25 protein-coding genes are annotated in these 22026 nt (G+C 58.6%); 15 read left to right on the top strand and 10 right to left on the bottom strand.

The features are described from left to right. Nucleotides 1-21: 21 nt before the first annotated feature. Nucleotides 22-852 carry a succinate dehydrogenase iron-sulfur subunit gene (locus ACFOOP_RS06200; protein ID WP_379880002.1) on the top strand — a complete coding sequence of 277 codons (831 nt, stop codon included), beginning with the start codon at nt 22-24 and terminating at the stop codon, nt 850-852. After that, the gene (locus ACFOOP_RS06195) at nt 853-1797 is read left to right on the top strand and encodes a hypothetical protein (RefSeq protein WP_379880000.1); all 945 of its coding nucleotides are present in this window, start codon (nt 853-855) and stop codon (nt 1795-1797) included. Here ACFOOP_RS06195 and ACFOOP_RS06190 read toward each other — a convergent pair. Then, nucleotides 1771-2061 (bottom strand): hypothetical protein, encoded by a 291-nt coding sequence (locus tag ACFOOP_RS06190; protein WP_379879998.1) that lies wholly within the window; start codon nt 2059-2061, stop codon nt 1771-1773. The genes ACFOOP_RS06195 and ACFOOP_RS06190 overlap by 27 nt on opposite strands. A 403-nt stretch (nt 2062-2464) precedes the next feature. On the opposite strand from ACFOOP_RS06190, the gene ACFOOP_RS06185 reads away from it, so the two are divergent. Continuing rightward, a complete protein-coding gene (locus tag ACFOOP_RS06185; RefSeq protein WP_379879996.1) occupies nt 2465-3832 on the top strand; it encodes an ammonium transporter family protein in 1368 nt (455 codons plus the stop codon). Between the two features lie 64 nt (nt 3833-3896). On the opposite strand, the gene ACFOOP_RS06180 is transcribed toward ACFOOP_RS06185, so the two are convergent. Further along, entirely contained in the window at nt 3897-4676 is a 780-nt protein-coding gene (locus tag ACFOOP_RS06180) for a hypothetical protein (RefSeq protein ID WP_379879995.1), read from the bottom strand. A gap of 101 nt (nt 4677-4777) precedes the next feature. On the opposite strand from ACFOOP_RS06180, the gene ACFOOP_RS06175 reads away from it, so the two are divergent. Genes ACFOOP_RS06175 through ACFOOP_RS06150 form a run of 6 tightly spaced genes read left to right on the top strand, consistent with a single transcriptional unit; the run spans nt 4778 to nt 9513 of the window. Continuing rightward, nucleotides 4778-5110 carry an ArsR/SmtB family transcription factor gene (locus ACFOOP_RS06175; RefSeq protein ID WP_379879994.1) on the top strand — a complete coding sequence of 111 codons (333 nt, stop codon included), beginning with the start codon at nt 4778-4780 and terminating at the stop codon, nt 5108-5110. Next, nucleotides 5107-5535, top strand: coding sequence for an ArsI/CadI family heavy metal resistance metalloenzyme (locus ACFOOP_RS06170; RefSeq protein WP_379879993.1), 429 nt, complete (start codon nt 5107-5109; stop codon nt 5533-5535). Before ACFOOP_RS06175 ends, ACFOOP_RS06170 begins: the two co-directional genes overlap by 4 nt. A 3-nt stretch (nt 5536-5538) precedes the next feature. After that, complete coding sequence (locus tag ACFOOP_RS06165) at nt 5539-5997, top strand: arsenate reductase ArsC (RefSeq protein WP_379879992.1); 459 nt, start codon at nt 5539-5541, stop codon at nt 5995-5997. 10 nt (nt 5998-6007) lie between these two features. Continuing rightward, nucleotides 6008-7045, top strand: a complete 1038-nt coding sequence (gene arsB / locus ACFOOP_RS06160; RefSeq protein WP_379879991.1) for an ACR3 family arsenite efflux transporter — start codon at nt 6008-6010, stop codon at nt 7043-7045. A 26-nt stretch (nt 7046-7071) separates the two neighbouring features. Further along, entirely contained in the window at nt 7072-8205 is a 1134-nt protein-coding gene (gene zapE, locus ACFOOP_RS06155; RefSeq protein ID WP_379879990.1) for a cell division protein ZapE, read from the top strand. 39 nt (nt 8206-8244) lie between these two features. Continuing rightward, nucleotides 8245-9513, top strand: coding sequence for a hypothetical protein (locus ACFOOP_RS06150; RefSeq protein WP_379879989.1), 1269 nt, complete (start codon nt 8245-8247; stop codon nt 9511-9513). Here ACFOOP_RS06150 and ACFOOP_RS06145 read toward each other — a convergent pair. Beyond that, a complete protein-coding gene (locus tag ACFOOP_RS06145) occupies nt 9510-11264 on the bottom strand; it encodes a sodium:solute symporter family protein (RefSeq protein WP_379879988.1) in 1755 nt (584 codons plus the stop codon). The genes ACFOOP_RS06150 and ACFOOP_RS06145 overlap by 4 nt on opposite strands. An 8-nt stretch (nt 11265-11272) precedes the next feature. After that, entirely contained in the window at nt 11273-11560 is a 288-nt protein-coding gene (locus ACFOOP_RS06140; RefSeq protein ID WP_379879987.1) for a DUF4212 domain-containing protein, read from the bottom strand. Between the two features lie 104 nt (nt 11561-11664). Here ACFOOP_RS06140 and ACFOOP_RS06135 point away from each other — a divergent pair, with 104 nt between their 5' ends. The 5 genes from ACFOOP_RS06135 (at nt 11665) to rplS (ending at nt 15338) form a co-directional block, all read left to right on the top strand. Then, on the top strand, nt 11665-12906 hold the full coding sequence (locus tag ACFOOP_RS06135; RefSeq protein WP_379879986.1) for a multidrug effflux MFS transporter: 1242 nt from the start codon (nt 11665-11667) through the stop codon (nt 12904-12906). Beyond that, nucleotides 12903-13448 (top strand): ribosome maturation factor RimM, encoded by a 546-nt coding sequence (rimM, locus tag ACFOOP_RS06130; protein WP_379879985.1) that lies wholly within the window; start codon nt 12903-12905, stop codon nt 13446-13448. The genes ACFOOP_RS06135 and rimM overlap by 4 nt, the downstream gene beginning before the upstream one ends. A gap of 245 nt (nt 13449-13693) precedes the next feature. Next, on the top strand, nt 13694-14149 hold the full coding sequence (locus ACFOOP_RS06125; RefSeq protein WP_379879984.1) for a hypothetical protein: 456 nt from the start codon (nt 13694-13696) through the stop codon (nt 14147-14149). Between the two features lie 89 nt (nt 14150-14238). Continuing rightward, nucleotides 14239-14964, top strand: coding sequence for a tRNA (guanosine(37)-N1)-methyltransferase TrmD (gene trmD / locus ACFOOP_RS06120; protein ID WP_379879983.1), 726 nt, complete (start codon nt 14239-14241; stop codon nt 14962-14964). After that, entirely contained in the window at nt 14964-15338 is a 375-nt protein-coding gene (rplS, locus tag ACFOOP_RS06115; RefSeq protein WP_379879982.1) for a 50S ribosomal protein L19, read from the top strand. Before trmD ends, rplS begins: the two co-directional genes overlap by 1 nt. Before the next feature lie 60 nt (nt 15339-15398). Here rplS and ACFOOP_RS06110 read toward each other — a convergent pair whose 3' ends face one another. The 6 genes from ACFOOP_RS06110 to ACFOOP_RS06085 form a co-directional block, all read right to left on the bottom strand. Further along, nucleotides 15399-16595 carry an alkaline phosphatase D family protein gene (locus ACFOOP_RS06110; RefSeq protein WP_379879981.1) on the bottom strand — a complete coding sequence of 399 codons (1197 nt, stop codon included), beginning with the start codon at nt 16593-16595 and terminating at the stop codon, nt 15399-15401. Nucleotides 16596-16660: 65 nt separating this feature from the next. After that, nucleotides 16661-18082: a M20/M25/M40 family metallo-hydrolase gene (locus tag ACFOOP_RS06105; RefSeq protein ID WP_379879980.1), complete on the bottom strand. Its 1422-nt coding sequence runs from the start codon at nt 18080-18082 to the stop codon at nt 16661-16663. A gap of 101 nt (nt 18083-18183) precedes the next feature. Then, the gene (locus tag ACFOOP_RS06100; protein ID WP_379879979.1) at nt 18184-18699 is read right to left on the bottom strand and encodes a hypothetical protein; all 516 of its coding nucleotides are present in this window, start codon (nt 18697-18699) and stop codon (nt 18184-18186) included. An 81-nt stretch (nt 18700-18780) separates the two neighbouring features. Further along, nucleotides 18781-19335 carry a GNAT family N-acetyltransferase gene (locus ACFOOP_RS06095; RefSeq protein ID WP_379879978.1) on the bottom strand — a complete coding sequence of 185 codons (555 nt, stop codon included), beginning with the start codon at nt 19333-19335 and terminating at the stop codon, nt 18781-18783. A 2-nt stretch (nt 19336-19337) separates the two neighbouring features. Further along, nucleotides 19338-20342, bottom strand: coding sequence for an acyltransferase family protein (locus ACFOOP_RS06090; protein WP_379879977.1), 1005 nt, complete (start codon nt 20340-20342; stop codon nt 19338-19340). After that, nucleotides 20339-21478: a glycosyltransferase family 4 protein gene (locus tag ACFOOP_RS06085; protein WP_379879976.1), complete on the bottom strand. Its 1140-nt coding sequence runs from the start codon at nt 21476-21478 to the stop codon at nt 20339-20341. The genes ACFOOP_RS06090 and ACFOOP_RS06085 overlap by 4 nt, the downstream gene beginning before the upstream one ends. Nucleotides 21479-21657: 179 nt before the next feature. On the opposite strand from ACFOOP_RS06085, the gene ACFOOP_RS06080 reads away from it, so the two are divergent. Beyond that, nucleotides 21658-22026 carry a hypothetical protein gene (locus tag ACFOOP_RS06080; protein ID WP_379879975.1) on the top strand — a complete coding sequence of 123 codons (369 nt, stop codon included), beginning with the start codon at nt 21658-21660 and terminating at the stop codon, nt 22024-22026.

Raw genomic sequence — 22026 nt, 5'->3', positions numbered from 1 at the left:
AACACAAAGGTCTTGAAGTCGATGGTCGAACTGACGCTGCCGAAGAACTCGAAAATCAACAAGAACGGCAAGACCTGGAAAGCAAAGGAAGGCGCGGGCAAAACCCGCACCTTCCATATCTATCGTTACGACCCGTCAATGCCGGAGAACCCGAGCGTCGACTCTTATGAAGTCGATGTCTCGAACGTCTCCATGGTGCTCGACGCGCTGATCAAGATCAAAAACGAAACTGACGCGACGCTCGCCTTCCGGCGCTCCTGCCGCGAAGGCGTGTGCGGCTCCTGCGCCATGAACATCAACGGTTCGAACACGCTCGCCTGCACCGCGGGGCTCGATGAATGCGGCGATGGCGATGTGCACATCTATCCTTTGCCGCATCAGCCGGTTGTCCGGGATCTCGTCACCGACCTTTCGAATTTCTACAAACAGCACGCCTATGTTGAGCCTTATCTCCAGGCGAAAACGGCGGACCCGGAAACCGAATGGCGCCAGTCGCCAGAACAGCGCGAAAAACTCGACGGGCTTTACGAGTGCATTCTCTGCGCCTGCTGCTCCACCTCATGCCCTTCTTACTGGTGGAATGGCGAAACCGACGATCACAAGAACGAATATCTCGGCCCCGCAGCTTTGTTGCAGGCCTATCGCTGGCTCGCCGACAGCCGCGACCAGCTCGACAATGAGCGCCTCGACAAGCTGGAGGACGAGTTCAAGCTCTATCGCTGTCACACCATCATGAACTGCGCGCAGGTCTGTCCGAAGCACCTCAATCCGGCTAAGGCCATCGCGGAAATCAAGAAGCTGATGGTGACCCGGCCCGATAGCAAGGCGACCGCCGCCCAACAGGCGGACTAGATGACAGCGCCTGACCTTTCCGAACATTTCGGACCGGTCGGCGAATTGGTTATTGGACTGATCGGCCTCTTGCTCCTGTCGCTGATGCACAAGGATGTGCGGCAAGCCGGAAGAAAGCTTCTTAAAAAGTCAGCCGCTGGAATAAAGGGCCTGCATTATGGCGTTTATTCGCGGCATAAGGTTTACGCGCGCTGGAATGACGCCTTCCAGCTAATCTTCAGACAAAAGCGGGATCTGCTTATCATCTTCGCCGCGCTGGTCATCTTCGATCACGCTGTGAGCTATTATTATAATTTGATCAGAGAGCTTCTCATTCTGCCGCTTCATGAGAGTCTTTCATGGGACGACCCAAAAATCATTCAACTCTCATATCTGCACGCTTATTCCAGCAGCCTGCTGACCTGTCTCGGTTATGCGCTTTTTGGCTGGCTCATTTATCAACGCGCGCAGGGCGAGAACTACAAGCAAGCCCAATCATTTCGACCTTTGTCAAAAGCAGTCGCGTTTGGCCTATGTCTGGCCGGCGCTGAGACCCTCACAAAAACAGTTTATCCATGGCTGTTCATAGACCTCAGCTGGCTGAAAGAACCCATGGCTGTGGGATGGGTCGCAGGCGGCGTTGTCCTCGGCCTTTTGCTTTTTGGGGCTGGCGCGAGGTTTTTACTCAGCGCCCACCAGCAAAAAAGCGCCTGGACGGCGCTTTGCGTTTATTTTGCGCTGACGCAATCATTGCAGTGGTTCTATTACCTGCTTTCATTGCCGGGACAGCCATATGAAATGTGGATGCGCATTGCGAAACAGCAGTTGTCGCAATTCACCTACATCGCATTATGGGACATTGCTTTGACTGGTTTCATTGTCGTTATCGCATTTTCAGCTCAAACGAAAACAAATCCTGCCTTGCGAGATTATGGACTATCAAACAGTCCCGCGAACGCGGTTTGATTTGATTTTCTTCTTTGAGCCCGCTGCTTTAATCGCAGCGGCGCGCGCCGACCGGGCGCCAGCGTCGCTCAAGGCCGCCGACGCAAGCGCGCTTGCCTGCCAGTAAAGCGCACGCGCCTCACTCAACACGGCGTATGCGCGCATCGACAAAACCGCGCCGATAATCGCAAGCGCCAGCCCCGCAACAATGCCGCCAATTTGGAATACGGCCATGTTGGCCTCGATATCCTGCGCCAGCCTCGAGGCCACATCCTGCTCTTCCATACACCCCTCTTTACCCGTCACGCCCCATGACTTCGGCCCCCAGACAAAAAAGTATGAGACACCAAATGCGCTAGTTGATTGGCGCACTAACCAATCTCCAGCCTGTCATTATTGCACTTTTCAAAAATCCTATACGCTGCGACACGCCGCCCGCAAGCCAATTGTTGCACCACAACATTCCTCATGGCGAAATTCGGAGTTTTGTTTCATAAATTTAGCATATTACTCCCCAAGTTTCGACTATTTTAGCTATTTTAGCGAAGCGCGCGCAAAAACCGTTAATGCTTTGTTGCAATGCGAAAATCTTTTGCTCATCATCCCTACACGAACAGATTGCGCTGTCTGACGTTTTCATCTTTGTACGGATGATGATCAGCCGGCGCGTTTCTAGCGAGGGGCTGGTATGACAAAAATAAAATACATTCTCTTCGCCGCCATGGGGGCGGTGATGTTAGCGGGGGGCGCGGCCGCGCAGGAACCTGCAGCGGCGGAAGCCGTCGAAGCGGTCGTGGAGGCGGCGTCGACAACGCCGGCGCCGGATACGGCGTTCGTCTTTAATACGATGCTGTTCCTGATCATGGGCATGGTCGTCATGTTCATGGCGGCGGGCTTTTGCATGCTCGAAGCGGGCTTGGTGCGCTCCAAAAACGCCGCAACCATCTGTCTGAAAAACATTACACTCTACGCCATTGCGACCGTGATGGTGTGGTTGATCGGCTACAACATTATCTACGGCGTTGAGGAAGGCGGCTATATCGGCACGCTCGCCATGTGGGCGGCGGATGATTCCGCAGCGCTTGAGACGGGCTATTCGGCTTCATCCGACTGGTTCTTCCAGATGGTGTTCGTCGCGACAGCCGCGTCGATTGTCTCCGGCACGGTGGCTGAACGGGTTCGCCTGTGGCCGTTCTTCATTTTCACCGCGGTGCTGACCGGCCTGATCTATCCGATCCAGGCGTCATGGGAATGGGGCGGCGGATGGCTTGACGCCAATTACGGCTTCTCCGATTTCGCGGGATCAACGCTGGTGCACGCAACTGGCGGCTGGGCGGCGCTTGCCGGCGCGCTGGCGCTCGGCCCTCGTCGCGGCAAATACGGACCGAATGGCCAGATCAACACCATCCGCGGCTCTTCCCTGCCGCTGGCGACGCTTGGCGTGTTCATCCTCTGGCTCGGCTGGTTCGGCTTCAATGGCGGCTCACAGCTGGCGCTGGGGTCTCTCGACGACGCTATCGCTGTTTCCAACATCTTCGTGAATACGAATATGGCGGCGGCGACAGGTGTGATCACCGTTGTTGTCCTGTGCACCTTCCTGAAGCGCAAAATCGACCTTTCCATGGCGTTGAACGGCGCTATTGGCGGCCTCGTCTCCATCACGGCTGAACCGTTGACGCCGGCGATCTGGCAAGCGGCGCTGATCGGCTCTGTCGGCGGCGGCATTATTTTTGTCGTCACGCCGCTGCTTGAAAACCTCCGCATTGATGATGTTGTGGGCGCTATTCCCGCGCACCTTTTCTGCGGCATGTGGGGAACGATCATCGTTCCGTTCACAAACTCCGACGCCACCTATATCGGCCAGGCTGTCGGCATCGGCGCGAACGCGATCTTCGTCTTTACGACAAGCCTTGTGCTCTGGATCCTTCTCAAAATGATTGTGGGAATCCGGGCGAGCGCTGACGAAGAAGACAAGGGCCTCGACGAGTCAGAAATCGGGGCGCCTGCCTGGCCCGACTTCTCGGAGAAGCCTAATCCCTTGCAACCTGCCGAATAGCGCAAACGCAGGTATTGCAAGCCCCACGGAGCCCGGCGGCCGAAAGACCGCCGGGTTCTTCCGTTTACAGAGTAGTGTTTCCGCCGCCGTTTTCATAACGCGAAAAGGCCATGATCTTCTGCCAGATCTTGCGCGACAGGGCTGTCGTTAATTGCTCAATGTCGCCGGCGCCGGCGACGACTTCCGGATCGCGGCAGCTTTGCGCAAACAGCGCGGCGAGCTTTGCGGTCAGTGACAGCATCTCCGAACAATAATCGAGATACCGTTCAAGCAGCGGGCCCTGAAGGCTGACGTCGGGGGAAGACGCCGTAGTCGGCAGCAATCGCCGATAAGGGTCTTTGGTGAGCTGGTGCATGTCGACAACATGCGCGATGGAACGCAGCTCATGGAGATAGTCGAGCGCCCGGGCGCGCTTCCAGCGCTCCTCAAGCCGGCCGAGGGTGACAACGCCCAAGCCCACCAGAACCGCAATATTCATCGCCGGCTCCAACACCTGAACGAGCCCCGCCGCCTCGAATTCAACCGCATCGTAATGCAGCGTCAGCGCGATCCAGCCGAGCGCGGCCCCGCCCAGCGCCCAGATTGAATAAACCGACACCCGGATCGGAATCACCGGATCGCGCAGGCGTTCCGATTCAGCGGCGCAGCGACGCGCCACCTCGGACAGTTGGTCTGACACTCTATTGAGTCCCGAACCCGGAAATCGTTCTTCGATCCGGCGCGAAAGGGCGTCGATCGTATCGATAACCTGGGCGGCGCTCAGCGTGCGGTAAGGCAAAAGAAAATATCCGGCGAAGAGGAGTCTGAAGACCAGATGACTGGCGAACCTACCCTGCTTCGCCAAAAGAGTAAGCCCGAAGCTGTCGAGCTATTCGCGCAAACCAATCAGACAGGCCAGCGGAAGTTAATGGTTGCAATATTCTATAATTATATTATTATGGAAATATGGAAACAGATACAGCAACCCAGGCTTTTTCAGCCCTCGCGCAGAATGCACGGCTCCAGACCGTGAAAATGCTGGTTAAAGCCGGCCCAAAAGGGGCTGCCGCCGGCGAGATTGCAGAGGCGCTTGGCCTACCAGCCCCGACCATGTCCTTTCATTTGAAAGAACTGGAAAGGTCCGGCCTCATCAACTCCCGCAAGGATGGGCGGCGCGTCATCTACGCCGCGGACTATGGCGGCATTCGAGAGCTGATCGATTATCTGCTCGCCGATTGCTGTGGCGGCGACCGCCGCCTTTGCGGGCCCTATGTCGTGATCAAGGAGACTGCCGCATGAAACGCACCCATATCCATCTCAGCACCGACAATCTGGAAGCGTCCCTCGCCTATTACACCGCCCTTTTCGGCGCCGAACCGGTCAAACGCGAGCCTGACTACGCCAAATGGCTGCTAGACGATCCGGCGCTCAACTTCGCCATCTCAACCCATGGCGGGACCAGCGGCATTTCCCATCTGGGGATTTCCGTAGACAGCAATGAAGAGCTTGACGCTGTCGCGGCGCGCCTTCGCGATGCAGACGCCCCGGCTACGGAAGAATCGGACGCCACCTGCTGCTATGCGCGCAGCGACAAATATTGGAGCCATGACCCCCAGGGCGCGGTCTGGGAATTGTTCCGCACCTTCGGCGAGTCCGAAACCTACGGCCCCGGACGCAATCCCGAACCAAAGGCGGGCCAATGCTGCGCCCCCGCCGCCAGCTGAGCGATGCGCAACATCCTGTTCCTGTGCACCGGCAATTCGGCCCGCTCGATCATGGCCGAGGCCTATATGAACCACATCGGGTCGGGGGCCGGCAAAGGCTCGTGGCGGGCCTTCTCCGCGGGGTCTACACCGACAGGCAAGGTCAACCCTTTCGCCCTCGAAACGCTGCGCGCCCACGGCGTCGCCAGCCCCAAAGACGTGCGGTCCAAAAGCTGGGACGAATTCGCGAAGCCTGGCGGGCCGCTCATGGATGTCGTCGTCACGGTCTGCGACAACGCCGCCGGGGAGATCTGCCCCATCTGGCCCACAAGGAATGGCGCGGCCCCACGAAAACTGCATTGGAGTTTTCCAGACCCTGCGGCCATTGAAGGCGATGAAGCGACGAAACGGGCCGCCTTTGAAACCGTCTTCGCCGACATTCGCGGCCGCATAGACGCTTTTCTGTCGCAAGCCGACACCTAGGGGGATTTCTTTGTCGCTGTTCGAAAGATATCTATCGCTGTGGGTCGCCTTGTGCATCGTCGCCGGCATCGCACTTGGCGAGCTCATACCCGGCCTTTTTGAAACCCTCGCCTCCTGGCAGGCCGCCAATGTCAACTTCGCCGTCGCCGTCCTCATCTGGGCGATGGTGTTTCCGATGATGATCGGCGTCGATTTCGCCAGCCTGAAGCGGATTGGCGACCGCCCGAAAGGGCTAGTCATTACCCTCATTGTGAATTGGCTAATCAAGCCGTTCACCATGGCGGGACTTGGCGTTCTCTTCTTCAAACATATTTTCGCAGACCTCATCCCGCCCGCAGATGCGGAGAGCTATATCGCCGGACTGATCCTGCTTGGCGCCGCTCCCTGCACAGCCATGGTGTTCGTCTGGTCTCAGCTCACTAAGGGGGATCCGACTTACACGCTGGCCCAAGTCAGCGTGAATGACGCGATCATGGTTTTCGCCTTTGCGCCGATTGTCGCGTTCCTTCTCGGCGTCGTCGACATCGCCGTGCCTTGGGAAACCCTGATCCTGTCTGTCGGATTATATGTAGTGATCCCACTGATCGCGGGCGTCGCCACACGCTCCGCCCTATTGCGCACAGGCGGCGAGGCCGCCGTCACCGCCTTCACCGCGAAGCTCAAACCTTTTTCAATCGTCGGCTTGCTGGCAACAGTTGTGCTGCTTTTCGGCTTTCAGGGCGGTGTCATTCTAGACCACCCGCTCATCATTGCGCTGATTGCAGTCCCTCTCCTGATACAGTCTTACGGCGTCTTCGCCGCCGCCTATGCCGCCGCCTGGGCGTGGCGCATCCCCTTCAACATTGCCGCGCCTTGCGCCTTGATTGGAACATCAAATTTCTTCGAGCTTGCGGTCGCCGTCGCCATCAGCCTGTTCGGACTTAATTCCGGCGCAGCCCTCGCCACCGTGGTGGGCGTTCTTGTTGAGGTGCCAGTCATGCTCTCGCTTGTCGCCTTCGCCAATGCAACGCAGCGTCATTTTCCAGCTGGCGACACACTCGACCCATGAGGCGAGCCGCGATATAGCCCCAACCCATGAGCAAGGGACCGCGCCCGCGATATGAGGCGCTTTTAGAATCGGGCGCGCTGTCCCCCGATCCGGCGCAGGAAGAGGCGGCGGACCGGCTGCAGGCGCTCCATGACGCACTCCAGTCCTATTCGGGCCCGGGAAATGGCTGGTTCGGCGCGAAGAAGACGCCGCCGAAAGGGCTTTATCTCTGGGGCGGGGTCGGCCGCGGCAAGACGCTGCTCATGGATCTCTTCTTCAACAATACGGACTTCGCGAAAAAGCGCCGCGTCCATTTCCACGAATTCATGGCCGAGGCGCATGACCGCATCGCCGCCTGGCGCGCGCTTGACGATGCGGAAAAGAAAAAACACAGGGCCTATAACCGCGCCTCTCCTGACGATCCCATGCCGCCGGTCGCCCATGACCTCGCCGCCGACGCGCTGCTTCTTTGTTTCGACGAATTCCATGTCACCGACATCGCCGACGCCATGATCCTTGGACGTCTTTTTACATCTTTGTTCGAGCGCGGCGTTGTCATCGTCGCCACCTCAAACCGGGCACCCGACGATCTTTACAAGGACGGACTGAACCGCCAGTTGTTTTTGCCGTTCATCGAGCTTCTAAAAGCGAGCCTCGATATTTTCGAGATGCAGTCGGCCCGCGATTACCGCCTCGTGAAACTCACTGCGGCGCCGGTTTATCTGGCGCCCCTGGGCGAGGCCGCCGACAAGGCCATGGACCTTGCCTGGGAGAACATGATCTCGGGCGCACATGAGCGCCGCGAGGAAATAGAGATAAAAGGGCGCAAGCTCTCCATTCCGCGCACGGCCCGCGGCGCGGCGCGATTTGAGTTTGCAGCGCTTTGTGAAAAGCCGCTCGGGGCAGGCGACTACCTCGCCATCGCGCGGCGCTATGGGGCGCTCTTTATCGACCATATTCCGGTGATGGGCCCGGAAAAACGCAATGAAGCGAAACGCTTTTCCACCCTGATCGACACGCTCTATGACGCGAAGGTGAAGCTCGTCTGCTCCGCCGGCGCAGAGCCTGACGCCCTCTACCCCGCAGGCCATGGCGCTTTTGAATTCGAGCGAACCGCCTCGCGGCTCATGGAAATGCGGACAGCAGACTATCTCGGCGCGGCGATGGATTCCGCGCGCTAGTCCGGTTAGAATTGGCGCAACCAGAAAGGGATTTGTCCCATGAACCGCCTCAGCACGCTCGGCGCCCTGATCATCGGCGCCATCATTCTCGCCGCCGTTTACGCTTCGGCTTTCGGCGACAGCGATGGGGGCGTCAAAATCGAGATCAATGACGATGAAGGCGTGCGTCAGGTCGTGCATGGCGACCGCGGCAGCTTCGCGCTGAAACAGGACGGCCTCGACATCGAAGCGTCCTGGCGCGGCGACTATGAATTGAATGACGCCGGCGACGCGATCTCCTCGCTTGAGCACAAGCTTGAAATCACGCGCGACCGGGACGGAGTTGAGGAGCGTGTCGTTTTCGAGCCGGAGGGCGATGATGTTTCAAGCGTTTATTATATTGACGGCGACAAGCAGGATGAAAACACCGAAACGGAGACCGCCAAGAAAAAGCTGCTCATCGCCTTTCTCGAAGCCAGCGGCGCCAAAGCAGAAGAACGCGTTGACGTTTTATTGAAAGAAGGCGGCCCGGCGGCAGTCCTCGACAAGATCAACAACATCTACAGCGATCATTCACGGCTGCGCTACATCACCGAGCTGACCAAACAGGCCGACCTCGATGACGACGAAATCCAGGCGTTGCTGAAATCGCTGAAAAACATTGAAGGCGATCACGATTTGCGGGTGGCGCTCGACGCGGTTCTGCAGAATGAAACACTGAGCACAGACAAGATGCCGATGTTTCTCGACGCGGCGTCGCGCATCGAAAGCGACTATGATCTCCGCCGGCTGATCGAAAGCGTCGCCGAACGCGATCTCAATGATGACGCGATCACTCTCGCCATCGGGCTGATGGAGCGGCTTGAAAGCGACCATGATCTTCGCCGCGCGAGCGAAGCGTTGTTGGGGCAGGACAATATTACACCCCGTGCGGCGGCGCGCCTTCTCGAGACGATCGGCGACCGCATTGACAGCGACCATGATCTGCGTCTCGTTTTAAGCGATGCGGCGCCGTTTCTGGCGAAAGACGACGCGGCGGCGACCGCATGGATCGGCGCCTTCAACGCGCTGGACTCCGATCACGACCAGCGCCTGACTCTGGAAGAAGCCTCCGGCGTCAAAGGTCTTTCGCAAGAGACAAAACTGGCGCTGATCGCGGCAAGCGAAAAGATAGACTCCGGTCATGACCGCCGCCTCGCTCTTGAAGCTTTCTCTGACATGGTTGAGGACAACGACGCCTTGCGCGCCGCTTATGAAAAAGCCGCGAAAGGCATCCGCTCGGAAAAGGACCGTGAAGGCGCGCTGGAGGCGGCGGGCCTCAACGACTAGCCGCTTTCCGGCACCCTGATCGCATCGACCATGACGCGCACGCTTGCCGGCGTCGGCGCGGTGAAGCGGGAGATGGCGACGGCGGTGACAAAATTCAGCGCCATGCCAACGGCGCCGATCCCTTCAGGCGAGATGCCAAAAAGCCAATGATCCGCATCGTTGACCGCGCCGAACCAGGGCGACTTGAAATAGACGATATATGAGAGCGTGAAGACCAACCCCGCCAGCATGCCCGCGACGGCCCCTTCGCGATTGATGTGTTTGAAAAAGATGCCCATCAGGATCGCCGGAAAAAGCGACGCCGCTGCAAGCCCGAAGGCAAGCGCCACCACCTGCGCCACGAAACCCGGCGGATTAATGCCGAGATAACCGGCGACAAGGATCGCCGCCGCCGCAGCGCCGCGCGCCGCCATCAGTTCGGTTTTCTCTGTAATCTGTGGGCGGAAGGTTTTTTTCAAAAGATCGTGACTGATCGCGGTTGAGATAACGAGCAGGAGCCCCGCCGCCGTCGACAGCGCCGCAGCGACGCCGCCAGCGGCCACCAGCGCGATCACCCATCCGGGCAGCCCGGCGATCTCCGGATTGGCGAGCACCATGATGTCGCGATCGACGGAAATTTCATTGGCGTTGTCCGTCGGCGCATTGGCGACAAGCCGCTCTCCGTTGGGGCCCGTCTCGCCGGTGAACTCCGCCCGCCCGTCAAAAGGCGCGCCGGGCGCATATTGAATGACGCCATCGCCATTCTTGTCGAGCCATGCAATCAGGCCGATCCCCTCCCAGCTTTTCACCCATTGCGGCGCCTCGGCGTAGGACTGCTCATGAACATTTTCGATAAAGTTGAGGCGCGCAAAGGCGCCCACCGCCGGCGCAGTTGTGTAAAGAATTGCGATGAAAACCAGCGCATAGCCTGCGGAAAGACGCGCATCGGAAACCTTCGGCACGGTGAAGAACCGCACGATCACATGAGGCAGCCCCGCCGTCCCCACCATCAGGGCGAGCGTGATGGCGAACACGTCGATGGTTGACTTGGTCCCCGCTGTGAAAGCCGAAAATCCGAGATCAAGCAATGCGCCATCAAGCTTTTCAAGAACCGAAACCGTTTCGCCCGTCACATGAGAGCCGAGGCCCAGTTGCGGTATGGGATTTCCGGTTATCATCATGGAAATGAAAATCGCCGGCACGAGATAGGCGAAAATCAACACGCAATATTGTGCAACTTGGGTGTAGGTGATGCCTTTCATGCCGCCAAGCACGGCGTAGAAAAACACAACGCCCATGCCGGTGACGACGCCCCATTCGATCGGCATTTCCAGAAAGCGCGAAAAGACAACGCCGACGCCGCGCATTTGCCCGGCGATATAGGTGAAGGAAACGACGATCAAACAGATCACCGCAACTACGCGCGCGGTTTTCGAATAATACCGCTCGCCGATAAAATCCGGCACGGTGAACTGGCCGAATTTACGAAGATAAGGCGCAAGCAAAAGCGCCAGCAAGACATAGCCGCCGGTCCAGCCCATCAGGTAAACGCTCGCGTCATAGCCTGCGAACGCGATGATCCCCGCCATGGAAATAAACGAGGCGGCGCTCATCCAGTCAGCGGCGGTCGCCATGCCATTGGCGATGGGGTGCACATGTCCGCCAGCGACATAAAACTCGGCGGTCGACCCCGCCCGGGACCAGACAGCAATGCCAATATAGAGCGCGAAGGACGCGCCGACAAAAATATAGGTGAGAGATTGCGCGTCCATGGTTTCGCCTATTCGCCGGAAGCGCCGAAACGCCGGTCAATGGCTTTCATACGCGCGGCGTAGATGAAAATCAGAATCACAAAGACGACAATCGATCCTTGTTGCGCGAACCAGAAGCCCAGCTTGAAACCGCCTATGTGAATGGCGTTCAGCGCATCGACAAACAGGACACCCGCGCCGAAAGAGACGGCGAACCACACGGCAAGCAACGCCAAGAGCAATTTCACATTCTCGCGCCAATAGGCTTTCGCCCGCGCCGACGCGGTCTCGCCCGTCTTTTTATCATTGTCCGTCATCAGACCTCGCCCTCCCTAGGGGATGCGAAGCCTAATCAGGTTTCCCGGGAACTCCTATCCCCCTGCTTATTGCCAAATGCGGCGCGGGCGCGTAGGCCCCGACCATGACCGACGCGGCGCGAGACACCCCCCGCCTATCCTATTGGGAGCTGGTCGCCATCGTCGCCGCGTCGATGGCGCTCAACGCCTTTGCGGTCGATATCATGCTCCCGGCGCTGGGCATTATCGGCGACGAACTTGGCGCGCGCCACGACAATGACCGCCAGCTCATCATCATTATTTACGTCCTTGCGAACGGCATCGCCCAATTGTTCTTCGGGCCGATTGTGGATCGGTTCGGGCGAAAGCGCGTGCTGATGTGGTCTCTCGCCGCTTATACGGTGGGCTCGCTGCTTTCGATCATGGCCTCGTCCTTCACCTTGCTCCTCGCCGCGCGCGCCTTTCAGGGCGTCGCCACCGCCGCGACGCGGGTCGCCGCCGTCGCCGTTGTGCGCGATCAATGTTCCGGGCGGCGCATGGCGGAGATCATGTCGCTCGCGATCACCATCTTCATGGCGGCGCCGATTCTGGCGCCCGGCATCGGCCAGTTGATTTTGTTTGTGGCGCCCTGGCGCGGCATTTTCATTGCGCTGCTTGTTTACGGCGCCATTTTCGCGCTCTGGGCCGCCTACAGGCTGCCTGAGACCCTGGCGCCGGAAGATGTGAAGCCCTTGCGCGCGCGGCCCATCATCGCCTCCTATCTGCTGTTCCTCACCAACCGGATCTCCATCGGCTATACGCTGGCGGCGGCAAGTTTCTTTGGCGCAGTGTTCAGTTATATCAGCTCCGCCGAACAGGTTTTCATCGACGTGTTCAAGCTTGGCGATAAATTCACCCTGGTCTTTGCTTTCATCGCCAGCGCTTTCGCGGTTTCATCGCTGGTGAATTCGCGGCTGGTTTCGCGTTTCGGCATGCGCCGTCTGTCGCATTCCGCCATGTTCCTTTTTATTGGCGCCAATGTCGTGCATCTGATTTTCATCGCCCTGATTGGCGAAAATCTGGCGGCGTTTATCATCTGCATGATGGCGTCGTTTTTCGCCATGGGCCTGATCGGGCCCAACGCCACCGCCCTCGCCATGGAGCCAATGGGGCACAACGCCGGGTCGGCGGCGGCGCTCAACGGATTCGCCGGAACCACCATCGCCGGACTACTGGGCGGCATTGTCGGCGCGCAATTCAACGGCACCACGACGCCAATGGTGGTCGGTTTCGTCATTCTTGGCGTCGCCGGCTCGCTCCTCATCTACTGGACCGAAAACGGCAAGCTGTTCGGGGTCGGCGAACATGAGCCGGAGCCTGCTGAATGAGCGGCGCGCAGCGTGTATGCCTTGGCGCCTTCGCCGGCGCCCATGGCGTTAAAGGCGACGCCAAAATCAAGACCTTCACCGAAACGCCCAAAGGGGTCGCCGCCTATGGCCGCGTTGAAACCGAAGACGGCGCGCGCAGTTTCACACTGAAAATCGTCAAGGTCCTCACAGACGGCTTCGTTATTGTGAGCGCGCCGGAGATAAAAAGCCGAGAAGATGCACAGGCCCTCAAAGGCGTGAGCCTCTATATAAACCGGGACGTTCTCCCGGCGCCCGAAGAGGACGAATTCTACCTCGACGATCTCGTCGGTCTCAAAGCCTTCGACGAAACCGGCGCAGCCCTGGGCGAGGTCAAAGCCGTCTATAATTTCGGCGCCGGCGACGTGCTGGAGCTAACAGGCATCCCAGACGTCAAAGGCGTGAGGCTCGTGCCATTTACGAAAGAGGCGGCTCCCGCCGTGGCCATCGCTGAAGCCCGGATTACTATTGCACGCGACGCTATTGAACTCGGTGACGAAGAACCGCCAGCCGATGAAGACTGAACGGGCGCACTCCCGTTAATTCCGGTCTCAAAGCTTGAGTTGAAGCAAATCCCTGCCTGAAAAATCCACACGAATTCACAGCATTCAGCAACGAAACAGGCATTGCGCGCTTAAATATCGCAGCATCTCTTGGTGATCTGTTATTTATTATTATAATAACAGTATAGATTATAAAAAATAAAATCTATACTTAATTCTGTACTGTAGATTTTTGCATAATTCAACACTTCAAATAGAGGCACGTTATGAATTTCAACAACATAATCAGCGCATCCTGTTCGATATGGCTTTGCAACTCTCTGGCTGTTGCACTCGCAGGAGAAGCAGTCAGCTATCCAATATCGATTACTGATGTCGACACTTCGCTATCTGGCGAATGCAAGCTTTTGGTCACGAATCCAGACGGGGGCTATACGGAAAAAGACATCGCCTTGAAAGAAGGTGTCTTTGAAGGCCTTCGGTTACGGTGCTTCCTAAATGGAAATGAAACGCCTACCGCCAGATCGATCAGCATGTCGGCGGAAATCCCTGATGATGTCATTCAGTGTCACTCTGGCCCCAGCGGAGGCGACACAGGCAACTTTACCGCGCCAATTATACAATCCAGCCTGCAGAATCGAAATCTGAGCTGCAAATTTTTAATTGCCCCTCAACCATTTAAAACCTTCATCCAGATCGGCCCCAAGGGGACAAGCGATTAGAAATTCACCAATAGAAGCAGCCTGAACCGAAACGAACGCCAAGAGCCCCCTCCTTGCCTCCCCTTCGCCCCCATGCCATCTGACCGGGCATGAGCTGGCAAGCGACCATATTGACGCTTTTCCCGGAGTTGTTTCCGGGGCCCCTCGGCGCCTCCGTTCTCGGACGGGCCGCCGCCGAGGGCCTGTGGGCGCTCGACACGGTCAACATCCGGGATTTTTCCGACAATAAATACGGTTCGGTGGACGACACCCCCGCCGGCGGCGGGGCTGGCCTCGTCATGCGCGCTGATATTCTCGCCCACGCGATTGATTCCGTTGCCCGAAACGACCGGCCAATTGTCTGCCTTACGCCCCGGGGGAAGCCTTTTTCCCAGGCCCGCGCCCGATCGCTCGCCGCCGGGCCGGGCCTCATCGCCCTGTGCGGCCGGTTTGAGGGGATCGATGAGCGGCTTTTCGACGCCAGAGACGTGGAAGAGGTCTCTATTGGCGATTTCGTCCTCGCCGGGGGAGAAATCCCCGCCATGGCCCTGATCGAGGCTTGCGTCCGGCTAATTCCGGGGGTATTGGGCTCGGCTTCCTCCCTTGGGGAGGAAAGCTTTGAGGGCGGTCTTCTGGAATATCCCCAGTACACCCGCCCGCGAGAATTCGAAGGCCGGGCCATCCCGGACGTGCTGCTCGGAGGCGATCACCAGAAAATCGCCGCGTGGCGGCGCGAAAAGCGGCAAGAAATAACGCGAACGCGACGACCGGACCTCTGGGAGAGGTTTTCATCTGACGGTCCTATCCGGCGCAGCGACAACAAGGAACCGAAGTGATGAACATCATCGAACAACTCGAAAAAGAACAGATCGCCGAACTCGGCAAAACCATTCCAGATTTCGCACCGGGCGACACCGTGAAGGTGAACGTCAAGGTGAAAGAAGGCGAACGCGAACGCATCCAGGCCTATGAAGGCGTGTGCATTGCGCGCAAAGGCGGCGGCCTCAATGAGAGCTTCACCGTCCGCAAGATTTCGTTCGGCGAAGGCGTCGAGCGCGTCTTCCCGGTCCACTCGCCCATGATCGACTCCATCGACGTCGTGCGCCGCGGCAAGGTTCGCCGCGCGAAGCTTTATTATCTGCGCGATCGCCGCGGCAAGTCGGCCCGCATCGCGGAAAAAGTCGACAAGCGCGCCAAGAAAGGCGCCTAAGGCTTTTCAAATATCCGAATTGAAAACGGGGCTCTCTGAGCCCCGTTTTTTTGTGCCGGATTATTGAAGCGATCGAAGATTGATCGTTTCACTGAGATAAGGATCGCCATCCTTGCTGCGGATCGAGACAGCAATGGCGCCTTGGTCCCAATCGATGTCGATGACGCCGTAATTCGCTTCATAGATCATGTCGCCAAGACGGTTCGGACCTTCCTCCATCCAGGTCTCGCCACTTTCCGCGCGCCAGATGCTTGCAGGCAAATTCAGCGAAGAGGATGTCGCCTCGAACAAAGGATAATCATTGACGCCGTCCTTGCGATAGAGCGCCGCTCCATGGCGGTCGCCAGAAAGAAAAACGACGCCATTGACGCCAAGTCCGGTGATCGTCTTGTAAAGCCGCGCGCGCTCATGGGGGAACAGTCGCCAAGACTCCCAGCCATGACCATCAGCGATGACCTGTATCGAGGAAACAACAAGGCGCAGATCAGCCGGCTTTTGCAGCTCTTCCGCAAACCACCGCCACTGCCCGTCGCCCAGTATGGTTTTCGACGGATCGTCGTCGGGGACATAGCGCTCCTTGCCATGGGCGCCGCGCTCATCAGTCTCAACAAGCGGCGAGCGGAAAAACCTCGTATCAAGCATGATCACCTGAACGCGCTTGCCCTCCTCTGCGCCGATAATCCACGAGCCGTAAACGCCGGGGCGCGTGCGGCGGGGGTCGTCTTCATGCATGGCCCAGACATAGTCGAACAAGGCTTCGGATTTTTCTTTCAGCGCATAGTCGCCGCCGCCGTCATTGCGGCCATAATCATGATCATCCCAGACCGTGAGCATGGGCGCGGCGGCCCGCGCTCTTGCAAACGGTTCCGACTGCGCAAGGCGCATGTAAGCGGTTTTCAATTCGGGAAGCGCCGGCTCGTCGGGGCTGACATCGCCATAGACATTGTCGCCCATATAGAGCGTAAGGTCGGGATGTTCCGACGCAATCTGATCCCAGATCGACTGGTCGCCATTCTGCTGCGCGCAGGAGGCAAAGACGATGCGGGTCAGCGTTTGAGTTTCATCAAGCGGCGCGGAAGGCATGGGGATGGCGCGGATGGCGCCGTCGGGCTCATCCAGGCTCGGGTACTGAATTGTATAATATCTTTTCTGAAAGTTATCGCCTTCATCAGCATCTATTGATGTTGATGCACAAGACGCCAGCAGGAGGGCGCCTGCCGCTGACGCCAGCACTGTTTTCAGGATTGCGTTTTTCATCGCGGCCCCCTGTCTTTGCCGGCGCTGTTATATCGCCAGCATGTGACAGAGGTTTAGCATTGATGCTACTGCGCGTCCCCTTTCACCGGCAGACGGCCGAAATCACCATCGAGTTCCGATGCGATGTAGAGAAACGCCGCCCAGGCCGCCACATTCTGACGAAGCTCGGTGAGATCGACCTTGTCGAGCGTGTCGTCGGGCGTGTGGTGAAGATCGAAGTAATCGGTTCCGTCCTGACGCAGTGACACAACCGGCACACCGAGATCACGGACGCCGCCTACATCGGCGCCGCCGAAAGCCATGTTATTTCCGGGGGTCACCGCAAGACGGCGCAGCGCGCCTTCAAAGACCTTTGCTTTGGGCCGTTCCTCTTCGCTGAACCGCGTGTCGAAGCGATAAACAACGCCGGCGCCGAAATCGGATTCGGCGGCGAGCACATGTTTGTCGATTTCATCCTTATGCGCATCGGCATACGCCTTGCCGCCATAGATGCCGACTTCTTCGGCGCCCCACATGACGACGCGGAGAGTGCGCTTTGGTTTGCCCTTGAGATCGCCGACAAGTTTCGCCGCCGCCGTCGTGATGGCTATGCCGGACGCGTCATCAATGGCGCCGGTGCCGAGATCCCAACTGTCGAGATGGCCGCCGATCACAATAATTTCGTCCGTCTGCCCCGGAATTTCACCGACGACATTGCCGGACGTCACGCTCTCCGCCGTCTCAACCTGAAGATTCAGCTTCACCGTCACAGGTCCCTTCGCGCGTTCTAGCGCGCGCGCAAGCTGGTCGGCGTCAGGATTGGAAAGCGCCGCCGCAGGAACCGCCGTTTCGCCCTCGCCGCGCAACCCGCCGCCCGTATGGGGATTGCGATGGCTGTCTGTCCCGGCGGAGCGGATCAGCGACGCAACAGCGCCGCGCTTGCCGGCTTCAACCGCCGCCTGGCTACGTTTGGCGACAGCGGTTCCGTAGCCAGAGCCGTCTTGCGTCCGCGCCATCGGCTCGTCGACAAAAACGATCTTGCCTTCAAAGCCGGTTTCCGGCGCCGCCTGCAACGCAAGCAAAGTCGGGAAACGCACAACTTCACCGGTGACGCCGCCTTCCGGCGTTGCTTTCGATCTCCCCAGCGCCGTCACCGCAAGCGGCTGCGGGAAAGGCGAAATGATTTCGGCGCTTTCCGAAACCCGCGCCCAGTATGGCATCTCATAGGTTTCGATGCGGACATTTTTGAAACCGAGCGCTTTCAGCTTGGCGACGCCCCAGTCGCGCGCGCGCGCCTCTGCCGGCGACCCGCCAAGGCGCGGCCCCACTTCCGTGGTCAGGCTTTCAAGAATGTCCCAGGCGAGATCATCTTCCAGTCCGGCGTCGATTAACCGGTCGGCGGTCTTCGCCTGCGCGTCGCTGAGCGCTGGCGGCGCTTTTTCCTGCGCGAGCGCCGGACCAGCAAACGCCAACACCAGCGCTGAAATGACAAACTGCTTCAAAAACATGGAGACGCCCCTGATGACTGTGAGGGCGCATGATCATCCTTACGCGAGCGAGGTCAACCTCTAATCGGCGACCCGGGGCGCGTCACAATGCAAGCGACAGCTTATAGCTGCACAGGGCTCTTTCCCCTTTCAGATTTAATAGCGGCGAGCATGAACCGCTCGAACTTTTCGTCATATTGCGAACTGCCGACCGCCTGTTTGCTTGTGAAATCGCCGACATTTACGCTCCACCAGGACCGGTAATCATCGCGTCCCGCAAAATGATGAATGAAAGCGCTCCATCCGGGCCACTGCGTTTTCCTGATCGCTTTCGGCGCACGCGCATAAGACACAAATGCGTTCTCAAGCATCGATGTCAGAATATCGAACATAATATCCCGCTGAATAATGTCCTTCGGATCTGTCAGCGGTTGAATCTGGTCATGGGTGTACCAGGAGGTTTGAAGCTGGGGATGTTCCAGACACAGCTTCATGTAATCGATATAGCTTTCATGAACCCCGTCATATCTGGCGAAGATCGCCTGCTGCGTCTGCGCATGCTGGTTCTTCAGAAACACAATGACCGAACCAAACGCGCCCAGCACAGCGAGCGCCACGCCAATTGTTTCGAAATCCATTTTGCCCCTCCACGTTGCTCCCGCGGCTGAATTTACCGCAAGGCAGCAACACACGCCAGAAAAAGCAGGGGCGCCCGAAGGTCAACCGAACCGGGAGCGCCACGCCTCACGCTCTGCCGCCCAGATGTCGAGCTTGAAGTCCCAGAACTCGAACACTTCACCGGTCTTTTCCTCGCCGATTTTCTTCGCCACGGCCTGGCTATTGGTGTTCTCAGGCAGGATGTTCGAGATGATCCGGGACAAGTCCGGGAACTGATCAAATGTCCATTTGATCGTCCCGATGGCGGCCTCCGGCGCATAGCCTTTCCCCCAAAAGGGGCGTGCGATGGACCAGCCGCATTCAATCCCCGGCCAGCCGTCGGGCATCCACGGGCCGACGCGCCCCACCCAGGCGCCGGTGGCCTTTTCCTCGACGGAGAACCATCCGAAACCACGTATCTCCCAATGCCCGAGATAAGACGCGAATTGCCGCCAGAGATCATGGCGCGCCTGCGGCTTGCCATTGGGGCTCAGCGTCGCCGCCACATCGGGATCGAGCATCATGGAAATATGCGCTTCACAGTCTTGCGGCGCCAGCGGACGCAAGATCAGTCGCTCTGTTTCAATGCGGATAGGCGTTGTCTTGTGTCTGGTCATCTTCAATTTGCTTTGTCAATTTCTTGCTTTTGTCGGGCCTTGGCGAAGCGGCGCTGCGCCGGTTTTTCCACCCCATAAGTGAGCGCCGCCGCGACGCCTATCATGACGGCGAAGGCTGCGGCAACAGAGATGAACCAGCCGGCGCCGATAGCTTGAAGCGCCAGGATAAGGCGATAGCCAATCTCCTGATGGGTGAGATAAAGCGCATAGGAAATGGCGCCGAACCATGTCAACAGGGCGAGCCCGGGCAGGCGCGCCGCTTCCGGACGGAGCGCAAGCGCAAAAAGCCCCATGGAAATGGCGAGCGCCGCTGCGCCCTCAAAACCAAAGATCAGCGCCTGTACGGCGAGCCCCGCTGCGAGCAGGGCGCCGTAACGCCAGCGCATCCCATCGCGCCAGATGAAATAGAAGACGAGACCGCAAGCGAAAAGATGCGCGTAGTTGTGGATCATCAACAGATAATGCAACGGCGCCGGGATATAGGGAGCAAGCCCCTGAAACGCCGCAGCGCCAGCAATCCAGAACGCTGGAAGCAAGGGAACCCAGCGCTGCTGTCCAAGCCGGTAGACCGCATACATGAAGGCGTAAAAACCAAGCTCATAAGCGAGGCTCCAATACACTCCGTCAATATTCTCTATACGGACATAATCCGCCGCCATGGTGATGTTGCCGAGAAACTGAAGAACCGAAATGGGCTGCACAGGCGGCGCAAAAGAGATGACAATCGTGGTCAAAAGCAATGACGCCCAGAACACCGGATAGAGCCTGAAAAATCGCGCCCGCGGGAAACCCTTTGCGTGACGGCGCTCAAGACTCATGAGAATGACGAAGCCCGAAATCAGAAAGAAGAGATGCACGCCGTAATGGCCATAGGGAAAGCTGACCGGCGCCGGCAGGGCGACGGGATACATCTCCCGGATACGAAACGAATAGTGAAACGCCACAACGGCAAGCGCCGCCAGGCCGCGCAGGGCGTCAAGCGACACAAGTCGCTTTGGGGCGGTCATGCAGCGGCGTCCTTCAGACGTTCGGCGATCTCCTCCACCCGGCGGGCGTTGCCCGCCCAGGTGTAATCGCGCCGCTTCACCTTTTCCGCCGCAGCCGCGCCAAGCCGGGCGCGCAGATCCGCGTCATCAATCAAGGCCGCAAGCGCGCCCTCAAACCCGCCCACCCCGAACAACAAGCCGTCTTCACCGCTTGTCAGCACTTCACGAATATTGGCGCTCTCAGGCGCAATTACCGGTTTACCCTGCGCCATATACTCGAACAGCTTCAACGGCGAGGCGTAGGGAACAACCGCGGGCTGGAGCGCAATATCAAACGCCGCCACATGGGCCGCCATGGCCTCTCGCTGGACGACGCCGGCAAAGGTGACACGGCCCGCAACGCCAAGCTCACTCGCGAGCCGTTCCAGCCCGGCGCGCGCAGGCCCATCCCCGACAATAAACAGATGCAGATCGTCACGCGGCGCCTGCGCCAAGAATCTAACGGCGCGATCCAGCCCATGCCATTCGCGCACGAACCCCGTGAAACCCAACACCAGCTTGCCTTCAAGGCCATATTGCGCACGCACGGACGCCGGGTCGTGCGACGCCAGAAAGTCATCGTCGACACCGTTCTGGATCACCTGAATGCGGGCCTCGGGAACGCCAGCTGCGCGAACATATTCCGCAAGCGCATTTGTCACCGGCAACACAATGTCAGCCTCACGCCAGATCGCCCGTTCACTGGCACGCGCCCAGCCTTTGAAAAAAAGATTTCCATGCTCTGCGCGCTCGGCCGCCAGCGGCGCATTCACTTCGAGGATGAAAGGCAATCCGGTTTTGCGCTTCAGCCAGCCCCCGGCGTGAAAGAAAAGATTGTACCGCTCATAGAGAATATCGGGCGCTGACTGCGCCGCCGCCGCCGAGAGGCGGCGATGGGCCGGAAAAGAATATCCGTATTCGGCGCATTCATAGACAGGCGCCGGCAATAAGCCTGTCAGCCCGCGCTGCGAGGATGCATCGAGCTTCCGCGCAGGCTCCGCATCCGGACCACACATCACAACCTCATGCCCGCGCGCCTCAAGCGCATGGGTCAGCGCGCTGATGTGAACGCGTTGTCCGTCGGCGGCGCGCGTGCGGTGCGAATACAAGAACTTCATCGCTCGCTTCTATCCCGATGCGTGCAGCTCTGGCTACGCTTTTGAAGCGAACATACAGGAGGCGGCACACGCGACACGCGATGAACGGACGACTAATCCTTCACAACCGCCTTCCAGCGCTTGCGCGCCTGTCCGGTGAGGCGCAGCATTGTCTCTCGTGGTTATGAGTGGAGCTGTTTATGCGTATTTTTCTATGCTGCCTCGCCGGCGTCGCCGCCCTTTACGGCGCCGCTGCCGCCCATCCGGGCTCAAATCTGCTGATCACCGACAGCAAGGCCGCAGCCCGCGCCATGTCAGACGGCGTCAGTTTTGAGGAATCAAACGGCGTGCACCTTTTCAAGGGCCGCGCGCGCACCAGCATGCAAACCGAAGAGACGGCCCTGCTCGGCGGCGAACCCGTTGCATCGGCGAAAAACTGCAATATTGAAATTGAAATACGCGAGCGCCCCTGGCGGCGCCTGCGCCAATTGCGCACGCAAGGGTTTTATTCAGGCGTTCCCTATCGCTCACGCCCATACACGCAAGGTTTTTATAGCGGCGTGCGGTAA

The organism is Hyphococcus aureus (assembly GCF_042643165.1).
GTDB classification, from domain to species: Bacteria; Pseudomonadota; Alphaproteobacteria; order Caulobacterales; family Parvularculaceae; genus Hyphococcus; species Hyphococcus aureus.
The sequence above is the reverse complement of the archived record's forward strand: the minus strand, read 5'-3'. Positions and strand labels throughout refer to the sequence as shown.

Excerpts from the sequence above, each read along its gene's own strand:
- rplS (WP_379879982.1), top strand. The coding sequence starts at position 14,964 with ATGAACATCATCGAACAACTCGAAAAAGAACAGATCGCCGAACTCGGC.
- rimM (WP_379879985.1), top strand. The coding sequence starts at position 12,903 with ATGAGCGGCGCGCAGCGTGTATGCCTTGGCGCCTTCGCCGGCGCCCAT.
- ACFOOP_RS06095 (WP_379879978.1), bottom strand. The coding sequence starts at position 19,335 with ATGACCAGACACAAGACAACGCCTATCCGCATTGAAACAGAGCGACTG.
- ACFOOP_RS06200 (WP_379880002.1), top strand. The coding sequence starts at position 22 with ATGGTCGAACTGACGCTGCCGAAGAACTCGAAAATCAACAAGAACGGC.
- ACFOOP_RS06140 (WP_379879987.1), bottom strand. The coding sequence starts at position 11,560 with ATGACGGACAATGATAAAAAGACGGGCGAGACCGCGTCGGCGCGGGCG.
- ACFOOP_RS06135 (WP_379879986.1), top strand. The coding sequence starts at position 11,665 with ATGACCGACGCGGCGCGAGACACCCCCCGCCTATCCTATTGGGAGCTG.
- ACFOOP_RS06100 (WP_379879979.1), bottom strand. The coding sequence starts at position 18,699 with ATGGATTTCGAAACAATTGGCGTGGCGCTCGCTGTGCTGGGCGCGTTT.
- ACFOOP_RS06150 (WP_379879989.1), top strand. The coding sequence starts at position 8,245 with ATGAACCGCCTCAGCACGCTCGGCGCCCTGATCATCGGCGCCATCATT.
- ACFOOP_RS06085 (WP_379879976.1), bottom strand. The coding sequence starts at position 21,478 with ATGAAGTTCTTGTATTCGCACCGCACGCGCGCCGCCGACGGACAACGC.
- ACFOOP_RS06125 (WP_379879984.1), top strand. The coding sequence starts at position 13,694 with ATGAATTTCAACAACATAATCAGCGCATCCTGTTCGATATGGCTTTGC.
- ACFOOP_RS06175 (WP_379879994.1), top strand. The coding sequence starts at position 4,778 with ATGGAAACAGATACAGCAACCCAGGCTTTTTCAGCCCTCGCGCAGAAT.
- ACFOOP_RS06165 (WP_379879992.1), top strand. The coding sequence starts at position 5,539 with ATGCGCAACATCCTGTTCCTGTGCACCGGCAATTCGGCCCGCTCGATC.
- zapE (WP_379879990.1), top strand. The coding sequence starts at position 7,072 with ATGAGCAAGGGACCGCGCCCGCGATATGAGGCGCTTTTAGAATCGGGC.
- ACFOOP_RS06185 (WP_379879996.1), top strand. The coding sequence starts at position 2,465 with ATGACAAAAATAAAATACATTCTCTTCGCCGCCATGGGGGCGGTGATG.
- ACFOOP_RS06195 (WP_379880000.1), top strand. The coding sequence starts at position 853 with ATGACAGCGCCTGACCTTTCCGAACATTTCGGACCGGTCGGCGAATTG.
- ACFOOP_RS06170 (WP_379879993.1), top strand. The coding sequence starts at position 5,107 with ATGAAACGCACCCATATCCATCTCAGCACCGACAATCTGGAAGCGTCC.
- ACFOOP_RS06090 (WP_379879977.1), bottom strand. The coding sequence starts at position 20,342 with ATGACCGCCCCAAAGCGACTTGTGTCGCTTGACGCCCTGCGCGGCCTG.
- ACFOOP_RS06145 (WP_379879988.1), bottom strand. The coding sequence starts at position 11,264 with ATGGACGCGCAATCTCTCACCTATATTTTTGTCGGCGCGTCCTTCGCG.
- ACFOOP_RS06105 (WP_379879980.1), bottom strand. The coding sequence starts at position 18,082 with ATGTTTTTGAAGCAGTTTGTCATTTCAGCGCTGGTGTTGGCGTTTGCT.
- ACFOOP_RS06190 (WP_379879998.1), bottom strand. The coding sequence starts at position 2,061 with ATGGAAGAGCAGGATGTGGCCTCGAGGCTGGCGCAGGATATCGAGGCC.
- ACFOOP_RS06080 (WP_379879975.1), top strand. The coding sequence starts at position 21,658 with ATGCGTATTTTTCTATGCTGCCTCGCCGGCGTCGCCGCCCTTTACGGC.
- ACFOOP_RS06110 (WP_379879981.1), bottom strand. The coding sequence starts at position 16,595 with ATGAAAAACGCAATCCTGAAAACAGTGCTGGCGTCAGCGGCAGGCGCC.
- trmD (WP_379879983.1), top strand. The coding sequence starts at position 14,239 with ATGAGCTGGCAAGCGACCATATTGACGCTTTTCCCGGAGTTGTTTCCG.